Consider the following 20704-nt stretch of genomic DNA (forward strand, 5'->3'; position numbering starts at 1 on the left):
AAGAGAAAATGAAGTATCAGAGAAGTTCGGCTTTATTTGATGAAGCCTACAAATACATTCCGGGAGGCGTAAACTCTCCGGTAAGAGCATTCAAATCCGTAGGAGGAGTGCCTGTTTTTATGAAATCGGCGAAGGGAGCTTACCTTACCGATGCAGATGACAATACTTACATCGATTATATCAACTCATGGGGCCCGGCTATTTTAGGACATACACATCCTGAAGTACTGGAAGAACTGAAAATACAGGCAGAGAAAGGATTCTCTTTCGGAGCCCCTACAGAACTGGAAACTGAAATTGCAAAATTCATCATTGAAAATGTCCCGAATATTGACCAGATCAGAATGGTTTCTTCAGGAACAGAAGCATGTATGAGTGCTATCAGGCTGGCAAGAGGATATACGGGAAGAGATAAAATTGTAAAATTTGAAGGCTGCTATCACGGGCATTCAGATTCATTCCTGATCAAAGCGGGAAGCGGAGCCGCTACATTCGGAAATCCAAATTCTCCGGGAGTAACTGCTGGTACTGCAAAAGATACTTTGTTAGCCCGTTATAACGATTTTGAACAGGTTCAGGATTTATTCCGCCATAACCAGGGAGAAATTGCAGCAATAATTATAGAGCCGGTTGCCGGAAATATGGGTTGTGTACTGCCTGAAAACGACTTTTTACAAAATCTTAGAAAAATCTGTGATGAAAATGGAGCATTATTGATTTTTGATGAAGTAATGACCGGTTTCAGATTAGCTTTCGGAGGAGCACAGGAACTTTTCAATGTAAAAGCAGACCTGGTCACTTACGGAAAAGTAATCGGAGGAGGACTTCCTGTAGGAGCTTTCGCGGGAAGAAATGAAATTATGGATCACCTTGCACCAAAAGGAGGAGTTTACCAGGCGGGAACGCTAAGTGGAAACCCCCTGGCAATGAGAGCAGGATTAAAAACCCTTCAGCTTATTAAAAATGATCCCGAATTTTTCAACAGATTACACAAGACCACAGAAACGTTGGATTTTGAAATCGGAAAAATTCTGAATGAGAAAGGAATTGCTCACAGAATCAACAGAAAAGGTTCTATGATGTCTGTTTTCTTCCATATCAAAAGTGTTTCCAACTTTGATGAGGCTCAGGAAGCTAACCATTCATTGTTCAATAATTTCTTCCATCAAATGCTGCAGAATGGAGTATATCTTCCACCAAGCGGTTACGAAACATACTTCATCAGTGATGCCATCAAGGATAAAGAAATTGATATGACCCTGGAAGCAGTAAGAAAATTTGAATATTCAAATAAATAAAAATAAATGAAACCGGATTTTTAAATCCGGTTTTTTTATGCAGGAATGTAACTTCAATAATGAGAATTTTAAGCCCGCAGATTGAATTAATAGGCAAATTTTAATTTAAAATATTCATTTTCTCATGTCATATATGAAAATCTGCATAAGCTGAGTGTTCTGCAGGGGAAATTTTCTTTTTAAAATGACTATCTGAAACATAAATATTCACAAAGCATAAATCATACAGATTTTGTAATAAACCATACACTTGGTTCAGAGTACTTCTTTCTAATTTTGTATCAAATAGATTGGAAATGAAGACTTCAGACAATAACATCTCCCGTAAAGATTTTATCCGTAATTCAGCACTGGCTGTAGCGGGATTAACTTTAATACCCAGTATCATGACCGCATCACCTTTTCTTAATGACAGTACTATTTCAGCAAAAGGAAAAATGAGCCTTAAAAATGTTCGTCTGGAAACAGGTTTTAATTACGGGGAAGGAGAAGTTACCTCCACCAAAACTGATCTGTTTTATGTAGAAGTTGAAAACGGAAAAATCACAAAGATCACAGCCAATCAGCCCAATGCTAAAGCTGTAGATGCAAAAGGTCTATTGATGCTTCCTGCATTTAAAGATATGCATATTCACCTGGATAAAACCTTTTATGGAGATCAGTGGCAGGCTGTTAGAAAAAGAACCGGAGGTGTTAAAGGAATGATAGAACTGGAGCAGAAAATGCTTCCTGAGATGCTGAAAAATTCTACCTTCAAGGCTGAAAAACTGATCGAGCTACTGCAATCAAAGGGAACTTCCTATGCAAGAAGCCATGTGAATATTGAACCGACTTCCAAACTTCAGTCTTTAAAAAATCTGCAAAAAGCTTTAGAAAACAAAAAGAAAAGCTTTGGAGCTGAGCTGGTAGCCTTTCCACAGCATGGTGTTTTCTATACGGATTCCGTACCATATCTGAAAGAAGCTGCGAAAATGGACATCGATTTTATCGGTGGAGTAGATCCGTTCAACATTGATGGAGATATCGAAAAAGTGGTTGATTTCACTGTTCAGCTTGCTTTAGACAATAAAAAAGGAATAGATATTCACCTTCATGAAACCGGAGATTCAGGATTGAAAACGGTAGAATACCTGATTAAAAAAGTAAATGAAAATCCTTCTCTGAAAGGAAAAACTTATGTAAGCCACTGTTTTATTCTGGCAAAATTAGAAGCTGCAAAACAGGAAGAAATTGCGGAAAAATTAAGTGAAGCGCAAATTGGAATTGTTTCCACGATCCCTTTTGGCAGACTGATTATGCCTATCCCAACTCTTTATAAACATAATGTGACTGTTCTCACAGGAAATGACAGTATCATAGATCACTGGAATACTTTCGGAACAGGAAGTGTACTTCAGAAAGCCAACCTGATGGCTCAGTTGTACGGATATTCAACAGAGTTTTTATTGTCAAGAAGCTTAAAACTGGCAACGGGAAATATTCTTCCGCTGGATGATAAAGGAACTCAGCAATGGCCGAAATCCGGAGATAAGGCAGACTTTGTACTCATCAATGCAAGCTGTTCAGCAGAAGCCGTATCAAGAATTTCAGAAGTAGAATCATTGGTGCATGATGGAAATGTTGTCTTTTAGACCCAATGATATAAATGTTTACAAATTTATATATATAATTTAGTTGTGTTTTTTAGCCACAAAGGGTATGAAAGCCTGAAAACAATTGTTGATTTTCAGAAACAGCCACGGAATGAAGTAGAAACTGATGAAGAAGTGGTGTATGTAAAGCTTTTATCCCTTTTGTGGTTGTTTTAATTTTTTCTCTCATAAATTTTACTAATTTTAGAGAAAATCAGGCAGGGTGGCTTACCATACAGATCATTTTCCAATTTTAGGAATTCAGGAATTTAGTGAAAATCAGCTGAAAGGCTGTAATCTGCTGTTCAATGAGCTTTCTGGAGCACGTTCTATTGATGATCCACACAAGCACGACTTTTTTATCATCAATCTTTTTGAGCATGGAGCAGGCTCACATACCATAGATTTTACAGAATATGAAGTAAAGGATTACCAGATTCATCTGGTTTTTCCGGATCAGGTACATCAATGGGTGATTGAAAAAGAAACCATAGGATATCAGCTGATGATCAGCAGAGATTGGTTTGAAAGTTTTCTACCTTCGTTAAGGTTTTCTGCATCGTATTACCAGAATCATCCGGTGATCAATCTTTCCAAAGAAGTTTTTGAAACTTTTCTATATGAATTTCATGCCATTCAGAAAGAACTGAACGGAGAAAAAGTATTTTGGGAACTGATTCAAAAAAGAAGTGAACTGATTGGTTTACTGGTGAGTAAATCTGTGGAAGGTGCTTACAAAGATTTTGAAGTTTATAACTCAAATCCTATTATTTCAAAGTTTCTGCATCTTATTGATGAACATTTCAAAACAGAAAGATCCGTATCCTTTTATGCCGATAAACTGTATATTTCTGCCAACTATTTAAATATTGTCTGCAAGAAAACCCTCAATGCTTCAGCTTCATCTCTTATTCAGGATAGAATTTTACTGGAAGCAAAGAGACTGTTAAAAGTTTCTGAAATGTCTGTGAAAGATATTGTATATGATCTTGGGTTCTATGATCATGCAAGCTTTTCCAAATTCTTTAAAGCGCAAACGGGAATGACACCTTCCCAGTTCAAAGAATAATCTGTACAAAACAAGACATAATTGATACACCGGTTTTAACATGAAGTCGGGCTAATTTTGTATTGTTAAATTTTAAATCATGCAATTTCCCTATCAATTAACTGCAAAAGGAAACTATTCCCTAAAAAATGTCCGTCTGGAAACAGGTTTTGAATACGAAAATGAAGAGGTTACCGGAACAAAAACAGATCTTTTCAGTATTGAAATTGAGGACGGAAAAATAAAAACAGTAAAAGCCAATGATCCTGCTTCCAAAGCAATTGATGCAAAAGGTTATCTGATGCTTCCTGCTTTCAGAGACATGCACATTCATCTGGATAAAACACTATATGGTCTTCCGTGGCAGGCACTTTCTCCGAAAAGAAAAACGGTAAAAGATATGATCGCCTATGAGCAGGAAATCATCCCTGAATTGCTGAAAACTTCCGTAAAGAGGGCAGAGCAGCTGATCAGCCTGCAGCAGCATTATGGAACTCACTTTGCAAGAACCCATTTTAATATTGATCCTACATCAGGATTAAAATCTTTGGAACATCTTGAACAGGCACTTGAAAATAAAAAAGATTCCTTCAAAGCTGAACTGGTGGCATTCCCGCAGCATGGAGTTTACTATACAGAATCTGCTCCATTGATGAAAGAAGCAGCACAGCTTAAAAGTGTAGGATTTATCGGCGGACTGGATCCTTTAAGTATAGACGGAAGCATTGAAAAGGTAATGGATTTTACCGTTCAGCTGGCTTTAGATCACAACAAAGGAATTGATATTCACCTGCACGAGGTAGGAGAATCCGGAATGAAAACCATCAATTATCTGATTGATAAAGCGATCGAAAATCCCGTACTTCAGGGAAAAACATTTGTAAGCCATGCGTTTGCCTTAGCTCATCTTTCACCCAAAGAAACGGAACAGATTGCGGAAAGACTGGCTGCCGGAAAAGTAGGAATTGCTTCTTCAGTACCTTTTAAAGGGACAGTAATGCCCATTCCCACTCTGAAAAAATATGGAGTGAATGTACTAATCGGAAACGACAATGTACAGGATTACTGGAGTACGTTCGGTTCCGGAAATATGCTGCAGAAAGCCAATTTGATTGCAGAACTGTACGGTTATGCTACGGAATATGCCCTGTCAAGAGCTTTGCAGTTTGCTACCCAAAGTATTCTTCCTCTAGATGAAAAAGGAAAACAACAGTGGCCAAAAGCCGGGGATGAAGCAGCCATTGTTCTGACAGACGCTTCATGTTCTGCAGAAGCCGTTTCCAGAATGTCTGAAATAAAAGCCCTGATGAACGATGGGAATTTATTCTGGAGAAATTAATTGAAGTATATATATTTTTATACACTTGTTTTTTGTGAATGCCATCGGGAGTTTTCCTGGTGGCGTTTTTTTTATTATGAGCTATGAGTTTCGGGTTTCGGGGTTCTTCTCTATCGATAGGAACGGGCTGTAGCCATTAAATAGAAGAATACATTCGTCCGGCTTTAGCAACCTACCAATAAAATCCCCATGATCAATTTAAAAAATAACTGTTCATATTCCCTTTTTCTGTTTTTACAATATGAACACCTCTTAATATTAATTTCGTGAGACCAACATCATATCGGATAATAACGATAAAAAAAGCCCCCGAAAATACTTCCGGAGGCTTCTATTTGAAATTAAATCTAGGTACTTATATGATGATGTTATAAGTTAAAGTTAGTCCATCCTGCATACCATGTATCTGTAGCATCTTTTACAGCACCTCTGTAAGAAACCTGTGTAAACCAGGTTGCCAATTTAGGGTTTGTAAATGCTCCACCTGTTAACAATGGAGAACCTGCAGTAGGTGTAAAGTTAGGTGTAGTTCCTGCTGGAGCCCAAGCACCGGCAAGTTTTACATCAGCAGTTGAAGCAAGGATGGTGTTTCCTTTAGCATTAAACCATGTAGTAAGATCAGCCAACGTATACGTTGTTGGCGTAGATGTAGATGGTCCGAATTTTAAAGGAGTTGTATTTCCTGCCAATACGTTGTTTTCAAAGAATAACTTGTTTCCTACGATATTGTTATCTGTTGGAGATCCTTTTGTAGCATCAATGAATAAACCAACCGGGAATCCTGTAAATACAGAGTTGAATACAGAGATAGAAGAGTTTCTTCTGATCTGTAATGCATTCTGGAATAAAGCATTGATTGTTCCAGGAGCTGCAGAGTTGATTGGCCCGATAATCGTCATGTTAGAGAACGTAGCTGAAGTCTGAGGCGTTAAAGTAGAACCGTTGGCATCATTATCAGATTCAAATGCGTTAGAACCGGAAACGTCTGCTACCTGAGAATCTCTTACTGCAATACCAAACTGTACATTTCCTGAGAAACCGTTATCCGTATCGAAATCGTCATCAAGACCTTTGTAAGAAATAAGGTGAGAACAGTTTACTGTTCCTCCAAACCACTCGAAACTGTCATCATTAGCATAAGCAACTTCTACATAATCTACTGTAGTTCCGTTACCTACACCACCAAATGTAAGTCCGTTGATCTCTTTATCTGGTAAGAATGCATATCCTGCATATTCTATTCTTACATATTTTAATACACCACTGTTATCAGCAGCATTAGTTCCACCATAAAGTCCAAGACCTTCAGAGTTGTTAATACCCCCTTCAATTTCTCCAACTCCGTTTGTTCCTCCGAAAGATGCATTAGTAGGAGCGTTTCCTAGGATAACTACACCTGCCCAGTCTCCTCTTTTTGGACTTGGTTTTTCTGAAGTGAAGATAATTGGGTTGGCAGCAGTTCCTTCTGCCATTATTTTACTTCCTCTTGTAATGATCAAAGCTCCGTTTTTATCGGCTTCACCTACAATCTTTGTACCTGGCTCGATAGTTAAAGTAGCTCCATTAGTTACATATACCAGTCCTCTTAGCTTATAGATTTTATTGGCTTTAAGTGTAGTATTGGAAGTGATTTTTCCTGAAAGAATTAGGTTTTCAGTTTCTCCGTTTCCGTTACCTCCATTTTGAATAATGGTAGGTCCATCTTCTTCTATATTTCTACATGCGGTAGTTGATACTAGAGCGCCAAGCATTAAAGAATATAAAACGAACTTTTTCATGTTATAAAGAATTAAATTATTTATTAGATTATTTGTTGAGTGAATTAAAAATTGTATCCCAGTGTTAAACTGATATTGGTTCCTGTAAGCCTTTCAATAGCAAGAGCATCTTTGCTGTCATACTTGCCGTTATCATTCAGGTCATGGTAGAATTTGGCACGACGGTTCAGGATATCTGAAACATTCAGCTTGATCTCTCCTTTGTTACTCCATAATTTTTTAGCAAGCTGGAAGTCTAAAAGAGGTCTTGGTGCTTCCCAGATTGGTGGTACCTGATCATTTCCTACATAAAGGATTCTTCTTCCGATCATGTTGAATAATAGCGTAGAAGACCATCCTGATTTTTCAGTGTCATACTGAAGACTTAGGTTCACAGTATATGGAGATTGTCCCTGCATTGGTCTGTCTATGTTGGTAGCTTCGTCCGTTACTCTGTTTTTAATTAATGCTACGTTTCCACCCAGCGTAAAGTTTTTAAGAGCACTTACAAAATCCAGTTTTTTTCTGGCTTCCACTTCCAGTCCGTAAGCATCAGCTTTATCTACGTTAAGGTAGTTGAAAGTGTTACTCGTTCCCACCCCGGATTGGTTGAAGTATAATTCAATCGGTTTTTTGAAATTTTTATAAAAACCTGCCACGGAAATAATTTCTCCGTTTCTTGGGTAGAATTCCCAACGAAGATCGGCACTCGTGATTTTAGTTCTTTCAATAGATTTGTTACCGATTACCGTTGCTCCAAGGTCAAAATCATAATATGCTAAAGGAGAAACCTCTCTGAATTCCGGTCTTACAACAGTCTGAGAACCTGCAAGACGAATATTCATTTTAGGATTTACCTTGAATGTTAAGTTAACAGCAGGTAAGAAGTCTGTAACACGCGTATTGACAAAACGGTCATCACTTTTCTTCGTGCTTCCTACCAATTGGTCAAAGTTTTCAACTCTTAATCCCCAAACCGCTCTTAACCATGGTGTGAAGTTATTGTCAAACTGTAAATACCCCGCGTTAAGGATAGTGTTGGCAATATATCGGTATTGGTTTCCTGCAATTTCATCAAATGTGAATCCTCCGTTTGTTCCGAAATTACCAGGATTGAAAATCGTTTCGAAAGGCTGGGAAAGTAATCCCTGGTTAAAGTTTTCAAGTCTTACAGAAAATGGTCTTGAGTTGTATATTCTGTCTTTTACCTGGAATAAATACCCTCCTTTGATCGTTTGTTTTTGTCCGAACATTGTAAATGTCTTGGATACGTCACCTCCTGCATTATATAAATAGTCGCTTAGAGTAGAGTAGAATACACTTCCTGATTTTTGAGAAAGACCATTAGAAATCAAGGCTAAATAAGGGCTTCCCGGCATGTTCGTATATTGATTATACTGTAAACGCTGCAGCAAAGGAATATACTGATCAAGGATTCCGAAGCTTCCATACCAGTTTACGGTCAATCCGCCAAGAACATCAATTTTGTGATTACCGGAAAGGGTAGAGTTGTAGAAAGTGGTTTCTTTAAATCCGATTTCCCTTGCCATGATGTTTGTTCCATTAATCGGATCAAATTCAAAGTCCTTTCCTGTTCTGAAGGACATATGGTTTACCGTATTGTTGGTAATGATATTCTTTAGGGAAATTTTATTATTGTTGTTCAGCTTTAAAGAAAGGTTCAACATCCCTCCTAAAATAATATCATTGCTGTATTTTTCTGTAAAATAATCGAAATTGGTATCAGCAAGCTGATTGTTGATGGTAAAGAAACGGTTGGTAGACTCCGTTCTTCTTTTGTTGTTACTATAGTTCAAAACAGCAATTACTCCCAAATCTTTTCCGAATAATTTCGTGTTGAAACCTCCGTCTAACTGTAAACTTAAGTTTTCAGGATAACCAATGCTGTTATAGCCAAGATTTTTTGTATATCCTTTACCAATTTCTGTTTTTTGACCTTCAGTCAGAATACTGAAAGCATTCTTTGCAGGCATATTGGTAGGGAGTTTTCTGTAACCGTCATCAATTCCTAGAAAGTCCCATTTTCCACCTTTCTGCATATGGAATTCCTGTCCCATCGTAGCGGTGTTTCCTCCTACACCTACCTGTACATTGAAGAAATTTTTATTAGGAATATCCTTAGTATTTACCTGAATCAATGCACCTCCCCATTCACCTGTATATTCAGGAATGAACGTTTTGTTGATAACAAGAGTTTCAATAACATTCGCAGGGAAAAGGTCAAAAGAGAAAGTCTTTCGGTCTGGTTCCGTACTGGATAACTGAATACCATTCAGCATCGCCTGGTTATAACGGTCTGATAAACCTCTAACGACAATATATTTTCCATCAAATAAACTCACTCCGGAAACTCTTTTCAGAACTTCACCCGTGTTTCTGTCCGGACTCCTTTTGATTGCTTCAACACCAATAACCTGAGAAACTACACCTGCGTTCTTTTGTAAACCGATTGTAGAGGCTATCGTTTCTTTTCGTGCGTTTGATTTTATGACAACTCCTTCAATTTCTTTTTCTTTGGTAGATGGCTTATCCAGAACGATATCAAGATGAGTGTTACCCTCATTCTTTATAATAACTTCACTGATCTCTTTTCTGTTATAGCCGTTAGAACTTACTGTTACGATGTAATTGGCACCGGGAGAAAGATTGATAGAGTAGTAGCCGGAAATGTCAGTGGTTACTTCCTGACCATTTACTTTTACTTTTACCCCTTCTATAGGAGTGTTATCTTTCTCGTCCAATACCCTACCTTCCAAAATCTGACTTTGTGCAAAAGCATAGCCAGCAGAAAACAAGGCAAGTAGCATGATGCTCTTGTGGAGTTGTTTTTTCATTATTACTTCTTTTACTTCTTTTTCAAGGGCAAAATAAAGGCTAAGTTTTTAAGAAAACTTTAGGAGAATCTTAATTAATTATGAAGTTTGTATTAACGGATGGATGAATTTTATAGTTATTGATGTTTAATTTATATAATTATAATTTTTGTGTTAATGTTAAGTATTATTCGCTATATTTGATTTGTGTATATTTAATTATTGATTTTTTTATTGATTTTATAATTTATAGTCGAAATATTGTTTTTTAATAATTAGTTAACATTTGGCAGATAGAGGAAATCAATTGAAATAATTAATTTTGTGGGAATTCTTAAACTAGAAGATGAGCAAAAAAATTCTTTTAATAGACGATGAACTGGACATTTTAGAGATTCTGTCTTACAATTTGGAAAAGGAAGGGTATGATATCTATACTGCTACCAATGGTAACGAAGGTATAGAAAAAGCGAAGGAAATTGTTCCGGATCTTATCTTATTAGATGTCATGATGCCTGAAAAAGATGGTATAGAAACCTGTCAGGAACTTCGTAAAGTGAAAGAACTGCAAAAAACACTTATTGTGTTCCTTTCTGCAAGAAGCGAAGAGTTTTCTCAATTAGCAGGTTTTCAGGCAGGTGCCAATGATTACATCGTAAAACTGATCAAACCGAAAATCCTTATTTCTAAAGTAAATGCATTATTACAGCTAACCTCTCAGGTGTCTGACAATGCTAAACTTATTGAAATCGGAGACCTTGTTATTGATAAAGATAACTTCAGGGTTTCCAAAAGCGGACAGCAATTTCTTCTTCCTAAAAAAGAATTTGATTTGCTTTACCTTTTGGCTTCCAATACTGAAAAGGTTTTCAAAAGAGAAGAGATTCTGGAAAAAGTTTGGGGAAATGATGTGATTGTAGGAGAAAGAACCATTGATGTTCACATCAGAAGACTAAGAGAAAAACTGGGAATCAATACGATTCAGACATTAAAAGGGATTGGGTATAAACTGATCGTTTAATTATTTAAAAATCTTAACTTTACGTTCAATCATTAAAACGTTGTAAAATTGAAATTTTACAGACTTACACTTGTTGCCTCCTGTCTGCTGACACTGGTAATGCTCCTTTTAGGCGTCGTATTTGACTCACTGAAAGATATCTATTATGAGACCCCTTTGTTCAAAACGGGTCTTTTCATCTGTATTATCCTGATCTTCCTGATCAACTGTGTAGTGCTGGAACTCCTTTTCAATTACTACAGCAGAAAACAGGTTAAAGGCCTTTCCGGATTTCTTCCGCAGGAAATCGTACAGAACCATGACGAAAATATCACCATCAAAGAACTTGGCGAAAGGTTTTCAGATCTCAATCAACAGCAGGTATCAGAAATTGATATGATGAAAGAGATGGAAAGTTACCGTAAAGAATACATCGGAAATGTTTCCCACGAACTGAAAACACCTCTGTTTTCTATCCAGGGATATGTAGAAACCTTAAGAGACGGTGGAGTAGATAACCTTACCATCCGAGATAAATACTTGGAGAGAATCGATAAGTCAGTTGAAAGACTGATTGCCATCGTAACAGATCTTGATATGATTAACAGGCTGGAGGCAGGTGAAATTAATCTTACCGTTTCAAAATTCGATGTTAATCTTCTGATCAAGGAAATCTTCGACCTTCTTGATCTTGAAGCCGAAAAACGAAATACAACATTACAGATTCAGACCCTTCATCCGCAGATCTTTGTGGAAGCTGATAAACAAAAGATTTCTCAGGTTTTTATTAATCTGATCTCCAATGCCATTCATTATGCCAACAGACAGGAAGCAAAAGTGATTGTAAAAACCAGTATTCTGAAAAATAAAGTACTGATAGAGGTGATAGACAATGGAATGGGAATCAAATCTGAAATTCTGCCAAGAATATTCGAAAGATTTTATCGTGTGGAAACCAGCAGAAGCAGAAGAGAAGGCGGTTCCGGACTTGGACTGGCTATTGTAAAACACATCCTTGAAGCTCACAACGAAAACATTACCGTAGAAAGTGTCTACCTCGAAGGCACAAAGTTCAGTTTTATGCTCGAAAAAAGTAAATAATTCCTGCAAAATGTAAGAAAAAAAAATATTTTAAAAAATCCTGAAATATTTTTTTGTCACATGTCATTTATTATATATTTGCAACAGAGATTTATCATAATTATAAAGGCAAAAAAGTAATTTAAGAAACTGATATGGTTTACAAAATCCGCGTAATATTAGATGCGAAAGAGGATATTTTCCGTGATATTGAAGTTAAGGGAAAACAAACGTTATGGAACTTACATTTAGGAATTAAAAGTGCATTCAGTCTTCAGGGAGACGAGCTTTCTACTTTTAATCTGTTAGAAGATGACGGAACAATCGTAAAAAGTGTCCCATTGGAAGATATGAGTGATGATGGTGATGGTGAGATCATGTCAGATGTTTATATTGATGAAGCTTTTGAAAACGTAGGGGACAAAGCTCAGTTCCAGTATGGGCTTCTTGATCTTTGGGAGTTCTTCTGCGAGCTTGTAGAAGTTATTGAAGAAACAAAAGGAGTTAATTATCCTATTACCGTATACAGATTTGGAAACGTTCCATTAAAGGCTCCTAGCAAAAACGGAGGTGCTGCAGGTGGCAAAAAGAAATCAGCAATGCCGTTGGTAGATGATGAATTCGGTTTTGATGACGATTTCGTAGCGGGTGGAAACTTTTCAGATGAAGATGATGACAGCTTTGATGATGAGGAAGAAGAAGATTACAATGACGATGTCTTTGATGAGGAAGATGACAATGACGATGAAAGATAGTCAATAAAAATATATCAGCCCTGGATTTTGATCCAGGGCTTTTTTATGGAGTTTTACTTATGCTTTTTTTACAGAATTTCTTTAAACTTTTATTTTTGAAACATTAAGATTGGGATTAAGTTGTTAATATAAGCTTCGCTTTATGCTTAAAAATCAGAATGATTTATCTTAACTAGACTTTATTCTTAAATCCTTCTTAATGGTTTTAATAGATCCAGTATTTTTTATAAGTCTAAATACTACTTATCCTTTTTCTCCAAAAACAATCCTTACTTTTGTTAAAAATAGTTTAATGAAAAAATTAATTTTGTTAGCTGTAATTGGTCTGGGAATTGTTTCCTGTACCACTCAAAAAAATATCCGGAAGATGACAGAACTGCCAAAAGATTGGAAACATAATACAAATATCTACGAAGTAAACATAAGACAATATACTCAGGAAGGAACTTTTAAAGCATTTGTAAAAGAAATGCCCCGCCTGAAATCTATGGGAATAAAAACCCTTTGGTTTATGCCTGTCACCCCCATTGCCCAGCAGAATAAAAAAGGAAGTATGGGCAGTCCTTATGCCGCTTCAGATTATACTTCCATCAATCCTGAATTCGGAACGCTGCAGGATTTTAAGGATATGGTGAATGAAGCACACAGATTAGGATTTAAAGTAATCATTGACTGGGTAGCCAATCATACTGGCTGGGATCATGTTTGGACAAAAACACACCCTGAATTTTATCTTAAAGACCCCGATGGAAAGTTTCATATTGCATCAGGAATGGATGATATTATTGAGCTGGATTATAAAAATCAGGAAATGCGTCTGGCCATGATAGATGCCATGAAATACTGGGTACAGGAAACCAATATTGATGGTTTCAGATGTGATCTTGCTTCATGGGTAGAGGTTGATTTCTGGGAACAGGCACGCCCTGAAGTGGAAAAAATAAAACCTCTTTTCTGGCTGGGAGAGTTCGATGAACTGGAAAGCCCGGAATATGGAAAAGTTTTCGATGCCAGTTATTCCTGGAAATGGATGCATAAATCTGCGGATTATTATAAAAAGAATGAGCCTCTTCAGGAATTAAAAGATCTGTTGAGACAATATTCTAATATCGGAGATACCTCAATGAGAGCATGGTTTACCACAAACCACGATGAAAACTCATGGAACGGAACCGAATATGAGAAATATGGAGTGATTACAAAACCAATGGCAGTATTCTCTGCAACATGGAATGGTGTTCCGTTATTGTACTCAGGACAGGAACTTCCCAATATGAAAAGGTTGGAATTTTTCGAAAAAGATGCCATCCAATGGACCAATACCTATCAGGTGGCTGATTTCTATAAAACATTATTAGATTTAAAAACTTCCAATCCTGCATTGAGAGGAGGAGATTCCAACGTGACAACGTATCTTCTTAATACGACCGCAAATGACAAGATTCTGGCGTATGTAAGGAAAAATGGAAAAGACGAAGTGCTGGTAGTCCTGAATATGTCAAAAGAACCGGTTAATTTCTCCATTGAAGACGAACATCTGTCCGGAACATTCAGAAACGTTTTTGATAAAACCAAAAGGGATTTCAGCAATGGAAAAGACTTTACTTTCAAAGTTTCTGATTATGCCGTATTTGAAAAGTAATATTTAAATCTTTGGCTTTATCTTAATGCATAGTCACTAAGCAGTACCTAATTCCCCTCCGTTGGAGGGGTGTCAAAATCTATGATTTTGACGGGGTGGTTTTTACCGCTCACCATAAAAAACCGTCCATTGAAATGAACAAACAGGAAATAATCAATATCATCAAAGCAAAAGCTGCCGATAAAATCCAGTATTTTGAAAACCTTATTGCAGAAACACGAGCGTCCAACAATGACACCAAAAGCTCAATGGGGGACAAATACGAAACCGGAAGAGAAATGCTTCAACAGGAAATCAATAATCTGCAGAGACAACTTAATGAAGTATTGAATCAGCAGGCAGTTTTGCAGAAAATAACGTCAGATCCTTCGGAAAAAGTTCAGAACGGAGCACTGGTAAAAACCAATAAAGGATTATTTTATGTAGCTGCTTCCATGGGAGAGATTACTGTTGGGAACCAGAAAATCATGACTGTTTCTGCAGAGTCACCCCTGGTGAAAGTCATGTATGGTAAAAAAACAGGAGAAACATTCATTGTCAATACCATTCATCAGACTATTGAAAATATATGGTAAAATTAATATCTGTTAGAGTACAGATATCCAGTTATTTAATAGAAAATAAACATCACCGCTATAAAAAGCATTCATAAAAGTGAGTGCTTTTTTTAATGGTTTTTACTAAATTTGGAACTTAAAATCTCATTCAAAATGCAAAACTACCTGGATCTTTTACAGCATATTTTAGACAACGGAACTGATAAAACCGACAGAACAGGCACCGGAACAAGGAGTGTCTTCGGATATCAGCTGAGATATGATCTGTCAAAAGGATTTCCTTTGGTAACCACAAAAAAAGTGCATTTGAAATCCATTATCTACGAATTACTTTGGTTTCTGAAAGGAGATACTAATATTAAGTATCTTAATGATAACGGAGTAAGCATCTGGGATGAATGGGCAAATGAAAACGGAGATCTGGGACCTGTTTACGGAGCACAATGGAGAAGCTGGAGCGGTGCAGATGGAAAAGTGGTAGATCAGATTACAGAAGTAATCGACCAGATCAAGAAGAACCCGGATTCCAGAAGACTGATTGTATCTGCATGGAATGTTGCAGAAATTCCTAACATGGCTTTGGCTCCTTGTCATGCTTTGTTCCAGTTTTACGTAGCAGACGGTAAATTATCCTTACAACTGTATCAGAGAAGTGCTGATGTTTTCCTTGGCGTACCTTTCAATATTGCAAGTTATGCATTACTGTTGATGATGGTAGCACAGGTTTGTGATCTTGAAGTAGGAGATTATGTGCACAGCTTCGGAGATGTTCATATCTATAATAATCACTTTGAGCAGGTAAACAGACAGCTTGGGAGAGAACCAAGAGCACTTCCGACAATGAAACTGAATCCTGACGTTAAAGATATCTTTGATTTCGATTTCGAAGACTTTACCTTAGAAAATTATGATCCACATCCAGGAATCAAAGCTCCTGTAGCGATTTAATATTCTTATATTACTTTATTTTTTTATTTACGTCTATCATTTTTAATATGAGTAGACAGCATTACCTGTACCCATTAGTTGGGAAATCAGAATATAAATACTTTAGCACACTTTCTTTTGGTAATTGTTTCTTACATTTGAAAGAACAACTCCGGTCGTTTGAACTCCTTTTGTAAAGCGGCTTACTGACTGGTAGTAAATCATCAATGTAAAATGCTTAAAAATAAATTATGAAGTATTTAAAAATTAACATAGAAGAAAATGCAGATATTGAAGCATTGAAAAATGCAGTACTTCAGTTGAAAGGAGTGGCATCAGCAGAAATTGTGGATGACGAAAATCCGGAAAGCGAACTCAAAAAAGCCTTTGCTAAAACAAAAGAACAGCTTAAAAAAGGGGACTATGAAACCCTAGTCAATGATATTTTCGAAATCATCATCAAAAAATAATTCTAAAATAATAAAGCAGACCGATGAGAAAGGCCATTTTATCAATTGCTATACTCGGGATTTTATTTTCCGCCAATGTATCAGCACAAACCGAAACTTCAGGAAGAGAAAAAGTATACAGAGCTACTCCCACCAAAGTAACGGAACTTAAGCACACCAAGCTAAAAGTAAATTTTGATTATCAGAAAGAACAGATGAATGGGGAAGAATGGCTTACCGCCTCACCTTATTTCTATGCAACGAATGAGCTTACTCTTGATGCAAAAGCAATGTTGATTCATGAAGTAGCTCTTGATAATAACGGGAAGAAATCTCCTTTGAAATATGATTATAAAGATGATATTCTGAAAATCAACCTTGATAAAACATACCAGAAAAATCAGGAGTATACAGTTTATATCAAATACACTTCCCGCCCGAATGAGGTAAAACAGCAGGGAAGTATGGCAATTAATGATGCAAAAGGGCTGTATTTCATCAATCCTCAGGGAACAGAACCTGATAAGCCTACACAAATCTGGACACAGGGAGAAACAGAATCGTCTTCCGCATGGTTTCCAACAATTGATAAACCTAATCAAAAGACTACACAGGAAATCTATATGACGGTTCCTGATAAATACGTAACCCTTTCCAATGGTCTTCTGAAAGAATCTAAAAAAGAATCCAACGGGCTTAGAACAGATCACTGGGTGATGGATAAGAGGCATTCTACTTATCTTTTCTTTATGGGCGTAGGAGAATATGCTATTGTAAAAGACAAATGGAAAAATATTCCGGTTGATTATTATATCGAAAAGGAATACGAGCCTTACGCTAAGCAGATCTACGGAAATACTCCGGAAATGATCGAATTTTTTTCCAAAAAACTGAACTATGATTATCCATGGGCAAAATATGCTCAGATTTCAGGCAGAGATTATGTAAGCGGTGCGATGGAAAATACCACTGCAACACTTCATGGAAGTGACATCCTACAGAAACCGGGACAGCTTATTGATGAAAATACATGGGAAGATACCATTGCTCACGAACTGTTCCATCATTGGTTTGGAGATCTGGTAACTGCAGAAAGCTGGAGTAATCTAACAGTTAATGAATCTTTTGCCAACTATTCCGAATACCTTTGGAATGAATACAAATACGGAAAAGATCAGGCGGATTATCACCTGATGACCGATGTGAATAATTATCTTCACAATCCATCCGATTTTAATAAAAATCTGGTAAGGTTCAATTATGAATCCCGCGAAGATGTTTTTGATCTGGTAACCTATCAGAAAGGAGGAAGTATTTTAAACATGCTGAGAAACTATCTTGGAGATGATGCCTTCTTTGCAGGAATGAATGATTACCTGAAAACCAACGAATATCAGAACGCAGAAGCACATCAATTAAGGCTTTCTTTTGAAAAAGTATCTGGTAAAGACCTGAACTGGTTCTTTAATCAATGGTATTTCGGAAACGGAAATCCGAAGATTAATTACACCTCTACATTTGAGCCCGTGAAAAAGCAGGTTGCTGTTACAATTAATCAAACTCAGGAAAAGCCATTTGAATTTCCTCTGGCAATTGATGTATATGATAATGGAAAACCTAAAAGATATAATGTCTGGGTAAATGCAGAATCAAAAAATACATTTAGTTTTGATGTTTCTAAAGCTCCTGATCTTATCAATATCAATGCAGACGGAGTTTTACTGGCTGATATTACAGATACTAAAACTCCGGAACAAAACCTGATGCAGTTTACCAATTCTAAAGAGTTCAAAAGCAGATATCTGGCTTTAAACGGACTTAAAGATCAGACTGCAAAAAGTCCGGCCTCTGTAAAACTGTTGGCTGCTGCATTGAAAGATCCTTTCTTCAGAGTAAGAATAAAAGCATTGAATTTGCTGGATCTTACTAATCCTGAACAAATGAAAGCGCTGGGTGCTGAAGTTGAAAAACTGGCTTCCAACGATCCGAAAACATTATCCCAGGCTGCAGCTATTACGGCTTTAGGAAAAACAAAAGATAAAAAATACCTTCCTTTATTTGAAAAAGGAGTGAATGCTGTTTCCAATGCAGTAAAAGGAAGTTCTCTGAGTGCACTTCTTTCTATTGACCCGTCAAAAGCCAGTAATCTGGCTGATAAAATTGATATGAAAGGAGCATCAGACGAACTCAGAGCACAATTACTTCCGATTATTGTCAAGAATAAAATTGTATCTCAGATAGAAAATATTGCGCCTCTTGCCACTTTTTATCCCTTCATTAAATTCCAGAATCCTGAATTGGGAAAAGCAGCAGAAGATGGTTTCAACTGGATCATGACTTCTGATAACCTGAAAGCTACAGAAAGCATTACAAAAGTAGCAGGATATGCCAAAAATCAGATGACAGGCAATCCACAGGCTAAAATGATGATGGTGCAGATGCTGAAAGATGGTTTGAGCAAAAAAATGGAACTGCTGAAACAGAATCCACAAAACGCTGCGAGCATCAATAAGCAGATTGATGTCATCAATAAAGCAATTGAAAATTATAAGTAAATAAATAAAGCCGGCAGATTTGCCGGCTTTACTTTTATCATGAAGTATACCTAAATTGCAGAATTATATTTTTAAATACATTGGTTTTTAATGATGTTGCAAAAATTAGCATTTTTTACCAATGTTTTTTGCATTATCTTTCATAAATTCGTTTAAAATTTAGACAATTATGAGTTTTGGAATTGAAGCAGCGGGTTATTATGTGCCTGGTTTATATTTGGAGATTAAGGATTTAGCGGAAAAAAGAGGAATAGAACCGGCGAAATTGGAGAAAGGCTTAGGTCTTCATAAAATGGGACTTTCTGACGTTCACGAAGATGCTGCCACTTTTGCAGCAGAAGCATTACTGAAGCTTATAAAAGACTATCAAATCAATCCTAAAGAAATAGCAAGAGTATATCTTGGAACAGAAAGTGCAGTGGATGCTGCCAAACCTACAGCTTCCTATGCCGTACAGATGGTAGAAAAAGTATTGGAAGAAGATTTTGGAACAAGATGTTTCAGAAACTGTGACGTACTTGATATGACATTTGCCTGTGTAGGAGGAGTAGATGCTTTACATAACGCTCTGGATTTTGTAAGAGTAAACCCTGATAAAAAAGTTGTAGTCATTGCCAGTGACTATGCAAAATATGAATTGGCTTCATCAGGAGAATATACACAAGGAGGTGGCGCTGTCGCTCTTTTGATTTCCTCAAAACCGGATCTTCTTGCAATAGAAAATAATTGGGGAGTAGCTTCAGAGAGTGTCTTTGATTTTTTCAAACCGAGAAGATCGTATCATAAAGATGACTTGAAGGGTGCTCCGGAAGCATATCCTGACAAGATTGAAATTTTTACCGATGAACCCGTTTTTGACGGACAATATTCTAATCAGTGCTATCAGGATAGAATAAAAGAAGCTTATCATCATTATAAAGAAATAACCGGGCAGGAAAAACCCTATGAAAACTGGCAGTACATTATTTTCCACCTTCCTTATGCGTTCCATGGGAAAAGAGTTTTTACAGAAATTTACAGCCTGGAGAATGGTCTTTCCTATGAAACAGCAGATGAACAAAAAGCAGTTGCTAAGTCAGAAAACTATCTGAAATTAATTAATGATAAGATAGAAAAGACCCAGAGAGCTTCTTCTGAGATTGGAAATATGTACACTGCTTCTATTTTTATGGCGTTCCTTTCAGCATTACAAACATCTTTCAACGAGAACGAAGACCTTTCTGGAAAAGAAATCGGTTTTGTGGGCTATGGGAGTGGTTCAAAATCAAAAGTGTTTGCCGGAAAAGTTTCCCCGAACTGGAAAAAGGTTGTAGAGAAATGGAATTTGTTTGAAAGTTTGAACCAAAGAACCGCTGTAAACTTTGAAACCTATGAAAGACTTCACAGAAAACAATTGAAAGAATCTGTAAATATAAATTATAAAGGTTTCGGGCTTGTTTCTATTGAAGAGGAAAATCCGGTTTTAATTGGGGCACGATATTATAATTATCAGAAATAAAAATCTTTTTTTAATATTTAAAAACACCTCATATTGAGGTGTTTTTCTTTTTAGAATATTTTTTATGAGAATGATTTATTATTTTGATGTTTTTAGGTGAATTTACATTGTGCAATTTTGAATTTTTTCAAGTCAAATTTTTCATTCTGTTAATTTTTTGTACTGTTTTTTTTAATAGAGTGAAACCTTGTGGTTTTTTTTTCGCTTGTTAAAATATACTCAAATTTCTATTATGATTTATTTTTTTAATTAATAAGAATAATTCTCTATCAGGACGATCATTTATTAACTTTTATTGCGAATTAAATGTTTTTTAAGATGTTGTTTCCCAGTG

16 protein-coding genes are annotated in these 20704 nt (G+C 36.5%); 13 read left to right on the top strand and 3 right to left on the bottom strand.

Annotated features, from left to right (window positions below; all coding sequences use genetic code 11):
* Positions 1-8: 8 nt before the first annotated feature.
* A complete protein-coding gene (gene hemL / locus J2786_RS13250; protein ID WP_047434211.1) occupies positions 9-1298 on the top strand; it encodes a glutamate-1-semialdehyde 2,1-aminomutase in 1290 nt (429 codons plus the stop codon).
* A gap of 296 nt (positions 1299-1594) precedes the next feature.
* On the top strand, positions 1595-2929 hold the full coding sequence (locus tag J2786_RS13255) for an amidohydrolase (RefSeq protein ID WP_047434206.1): 1335 nt from the start codon (positions 1595-1597) through the stop codon (positions 2927-2929).
* Positions 2930-2981: 52 nt separating this feature from the next.
* Here J2786_RS13255 and J2786_RS13260 read toward each other — a convergent pair whose 3' ends face one another.
* Positions 2982-3119, bottom strand: a complete 138-nt coding sequence (locus J2786_RS13260) for a hypothetical protein (RefSeq protein ID WP_156121561.1) — start codon at positions 3117-3119, stop codon at positions 2982-2984.
* Positions 3120-3152: 33 nt separating this feature from the next.
* Here J2786_RS13260 and J2786_RS13265 point away from each other — a divergent pair, with 33 nt between their 5' ends.
* Positions 3153-3998, top strand: coding sequence for an AraC family transcriptional regulator (locus J2786_RS13265; protein ID WP_047434203.1), 846 nt, complete (start codon positions 3153-3155; stop codon positions 3996-3998).
* Positions 3999-4077: 79 nt separating this feature from the next.
* Positions 4078-5316, top strand: coding sequence for an amidohydrolase (locus tag J2786_RS13270; RefSeq protein ID WP_047434202.1), 1239 nt, complete (start codon positions 4078-4080; stop codon positions 5314-5316).
* Between the two features lie 368 nt (positions 5317-5684).
* Here the strand turns inward: J2786_RS13270 and J2786_RS13275 are convergent, their stop codons facing one another.
* Positions 5685-7094: a beta-helix domain-containing protein gene (locus J2786_RS13275; protein ID WP_047434199.1), complete on the bottom strand. Its 1410-nt coding sequence runs from the start codon at positions 7092-7094 to the stop codon at positions 5685-5687.
* 44 nt (positions 7095-7138) lie between these two features.
* The gene (locus J2786_RS13280) at positions 7139-9928 is read right to left on the bottom strand and encodes a TonB-dependent receptor (protein ID WP_034695118.1); all 2790 of its coding nucleotides are present in this window, start codon (positions 9926-9928) and stop codon (positions 7139-7141) included.
* A gap of 325 nt (positions 9929-10253) precedes the next feature.
* On the opposite strand from J2786_RS13280, the gene J2786_RS13285 reads away from it, so the two are divergent.
* From J2786_RS13285 to J2786_RS13325, 9 genes are all read left to right on the top strand, one after another.
* Entirely contained in the window at positions 10254-10928 is a 675-nt protein-coding gene (locus tag J2786_RS13285; RefSeq protein ID WP_002977493.1) for a response regulator, read from the top strand.
* 48 nt (positions 10929-10976) lie between these two features.
* Positions 10977-12008 carry a sensor histidine kinase gene (locus J2786_RS13290; RefSeq protein ID WP_047434197.1) on the top strand — a complete coding sequence of 344 codons (1032 nt, stop codon included), beginning with the start codon at positions 10977-10979 and terminating at the stop codon, positions 12006-12008.
* A gap of 134 nt (positions 12009-12142) precedes the next feature.
* The gene (locus tag J2786_RS13295) at positions 12143-12742 is read left to right on the top strand and encodes an IS1096 element passenger TnpR family protein (RefSeq protein WP_047434196.1); all 600 of its coding nucleotides are present in this window, start codon (positions 12143-12145) and stop codon (positions 12740-12742) included.
* Between the two features lie 292 nt (positions 12743-13034).
* Positions 13035-14384: an alpha-amylase family glycosyl hydrolase gene (locus J2786_RS13300; protein WP_047434194.1), complete on the top strand. Its 1350-nt coding sequence runs from the start codon at positions 13035-13037 to the stop codon at positions 14382-14384.
* A gap of 134 nt (positions 14385-14518) precedes the next feature.
* On the top strand, positions 14519-14959 hold the full coding sequence (locus tag J2786_RS13305; RefSeq protein WP_047434193.1) for a hypothetical protein: 441 nt from the start codon (positions 14519-14521) through the stop codon (positions 14957-14959).
* A gap of 135 nt (positions 14960-15094) precedes the next feature.
* Positions 15095-15889: a thymidylate synthase gene (locus J2786_RS13310; RefSeq protein WP_047434191.1), complete on the top strand. Its 795-nt coding sequence runs from the start codon at positions 15095-15097 to the stop codon at positions 15887-15889.
* A 230-nt stretch (positions 15890-16119) separates the two neighbouring features.
* A complete protein-coding gene (locus J2786_RS13315; RefSeq protein WP_047434188.1) occupies positions 16120-16338 on the top strand; it encodes a hypothetical protein in 219 nt (72 codons plus the stop codon).
* A gap of 23 nt (positions 16339-16361) precedes the next feature.
* Positions 16362-18872: a M1 family metallopeptidase gene (locus J2786_RS13320; protein WP_047434185.1), complete on the top strand. Its 2511-nt coding sequence runs from the start codon at positions 16362-16364 to the stop codon at positions 18870-18872.
* Between the two features lie 169 nt (positions 18873-19041).
* Positions 19042-20370 (top strand): hydroxymethylglutaryl-CoA synthase family protein, encoded by a 1329-nt coding sequence (locus J2786_RS13325; RefSeq protein ID WP_047434182.1) that lies wholly within the window; start codon positions 19042-19044, stop codon positions 20368-20370.
* The last annotated feature ends 334 nt before the right edge of the window (positions 20371-20704 follow it).

The organism is Chryseobacterium vietnamense (assembly GCF_031454475.1).
Lineage (GTDB): Bacteria > Bacteroidota > Bacteroidia > Flavobacteriales > Weeksellaceae > Chryseobacterium > Chryseobacterium vietnamense.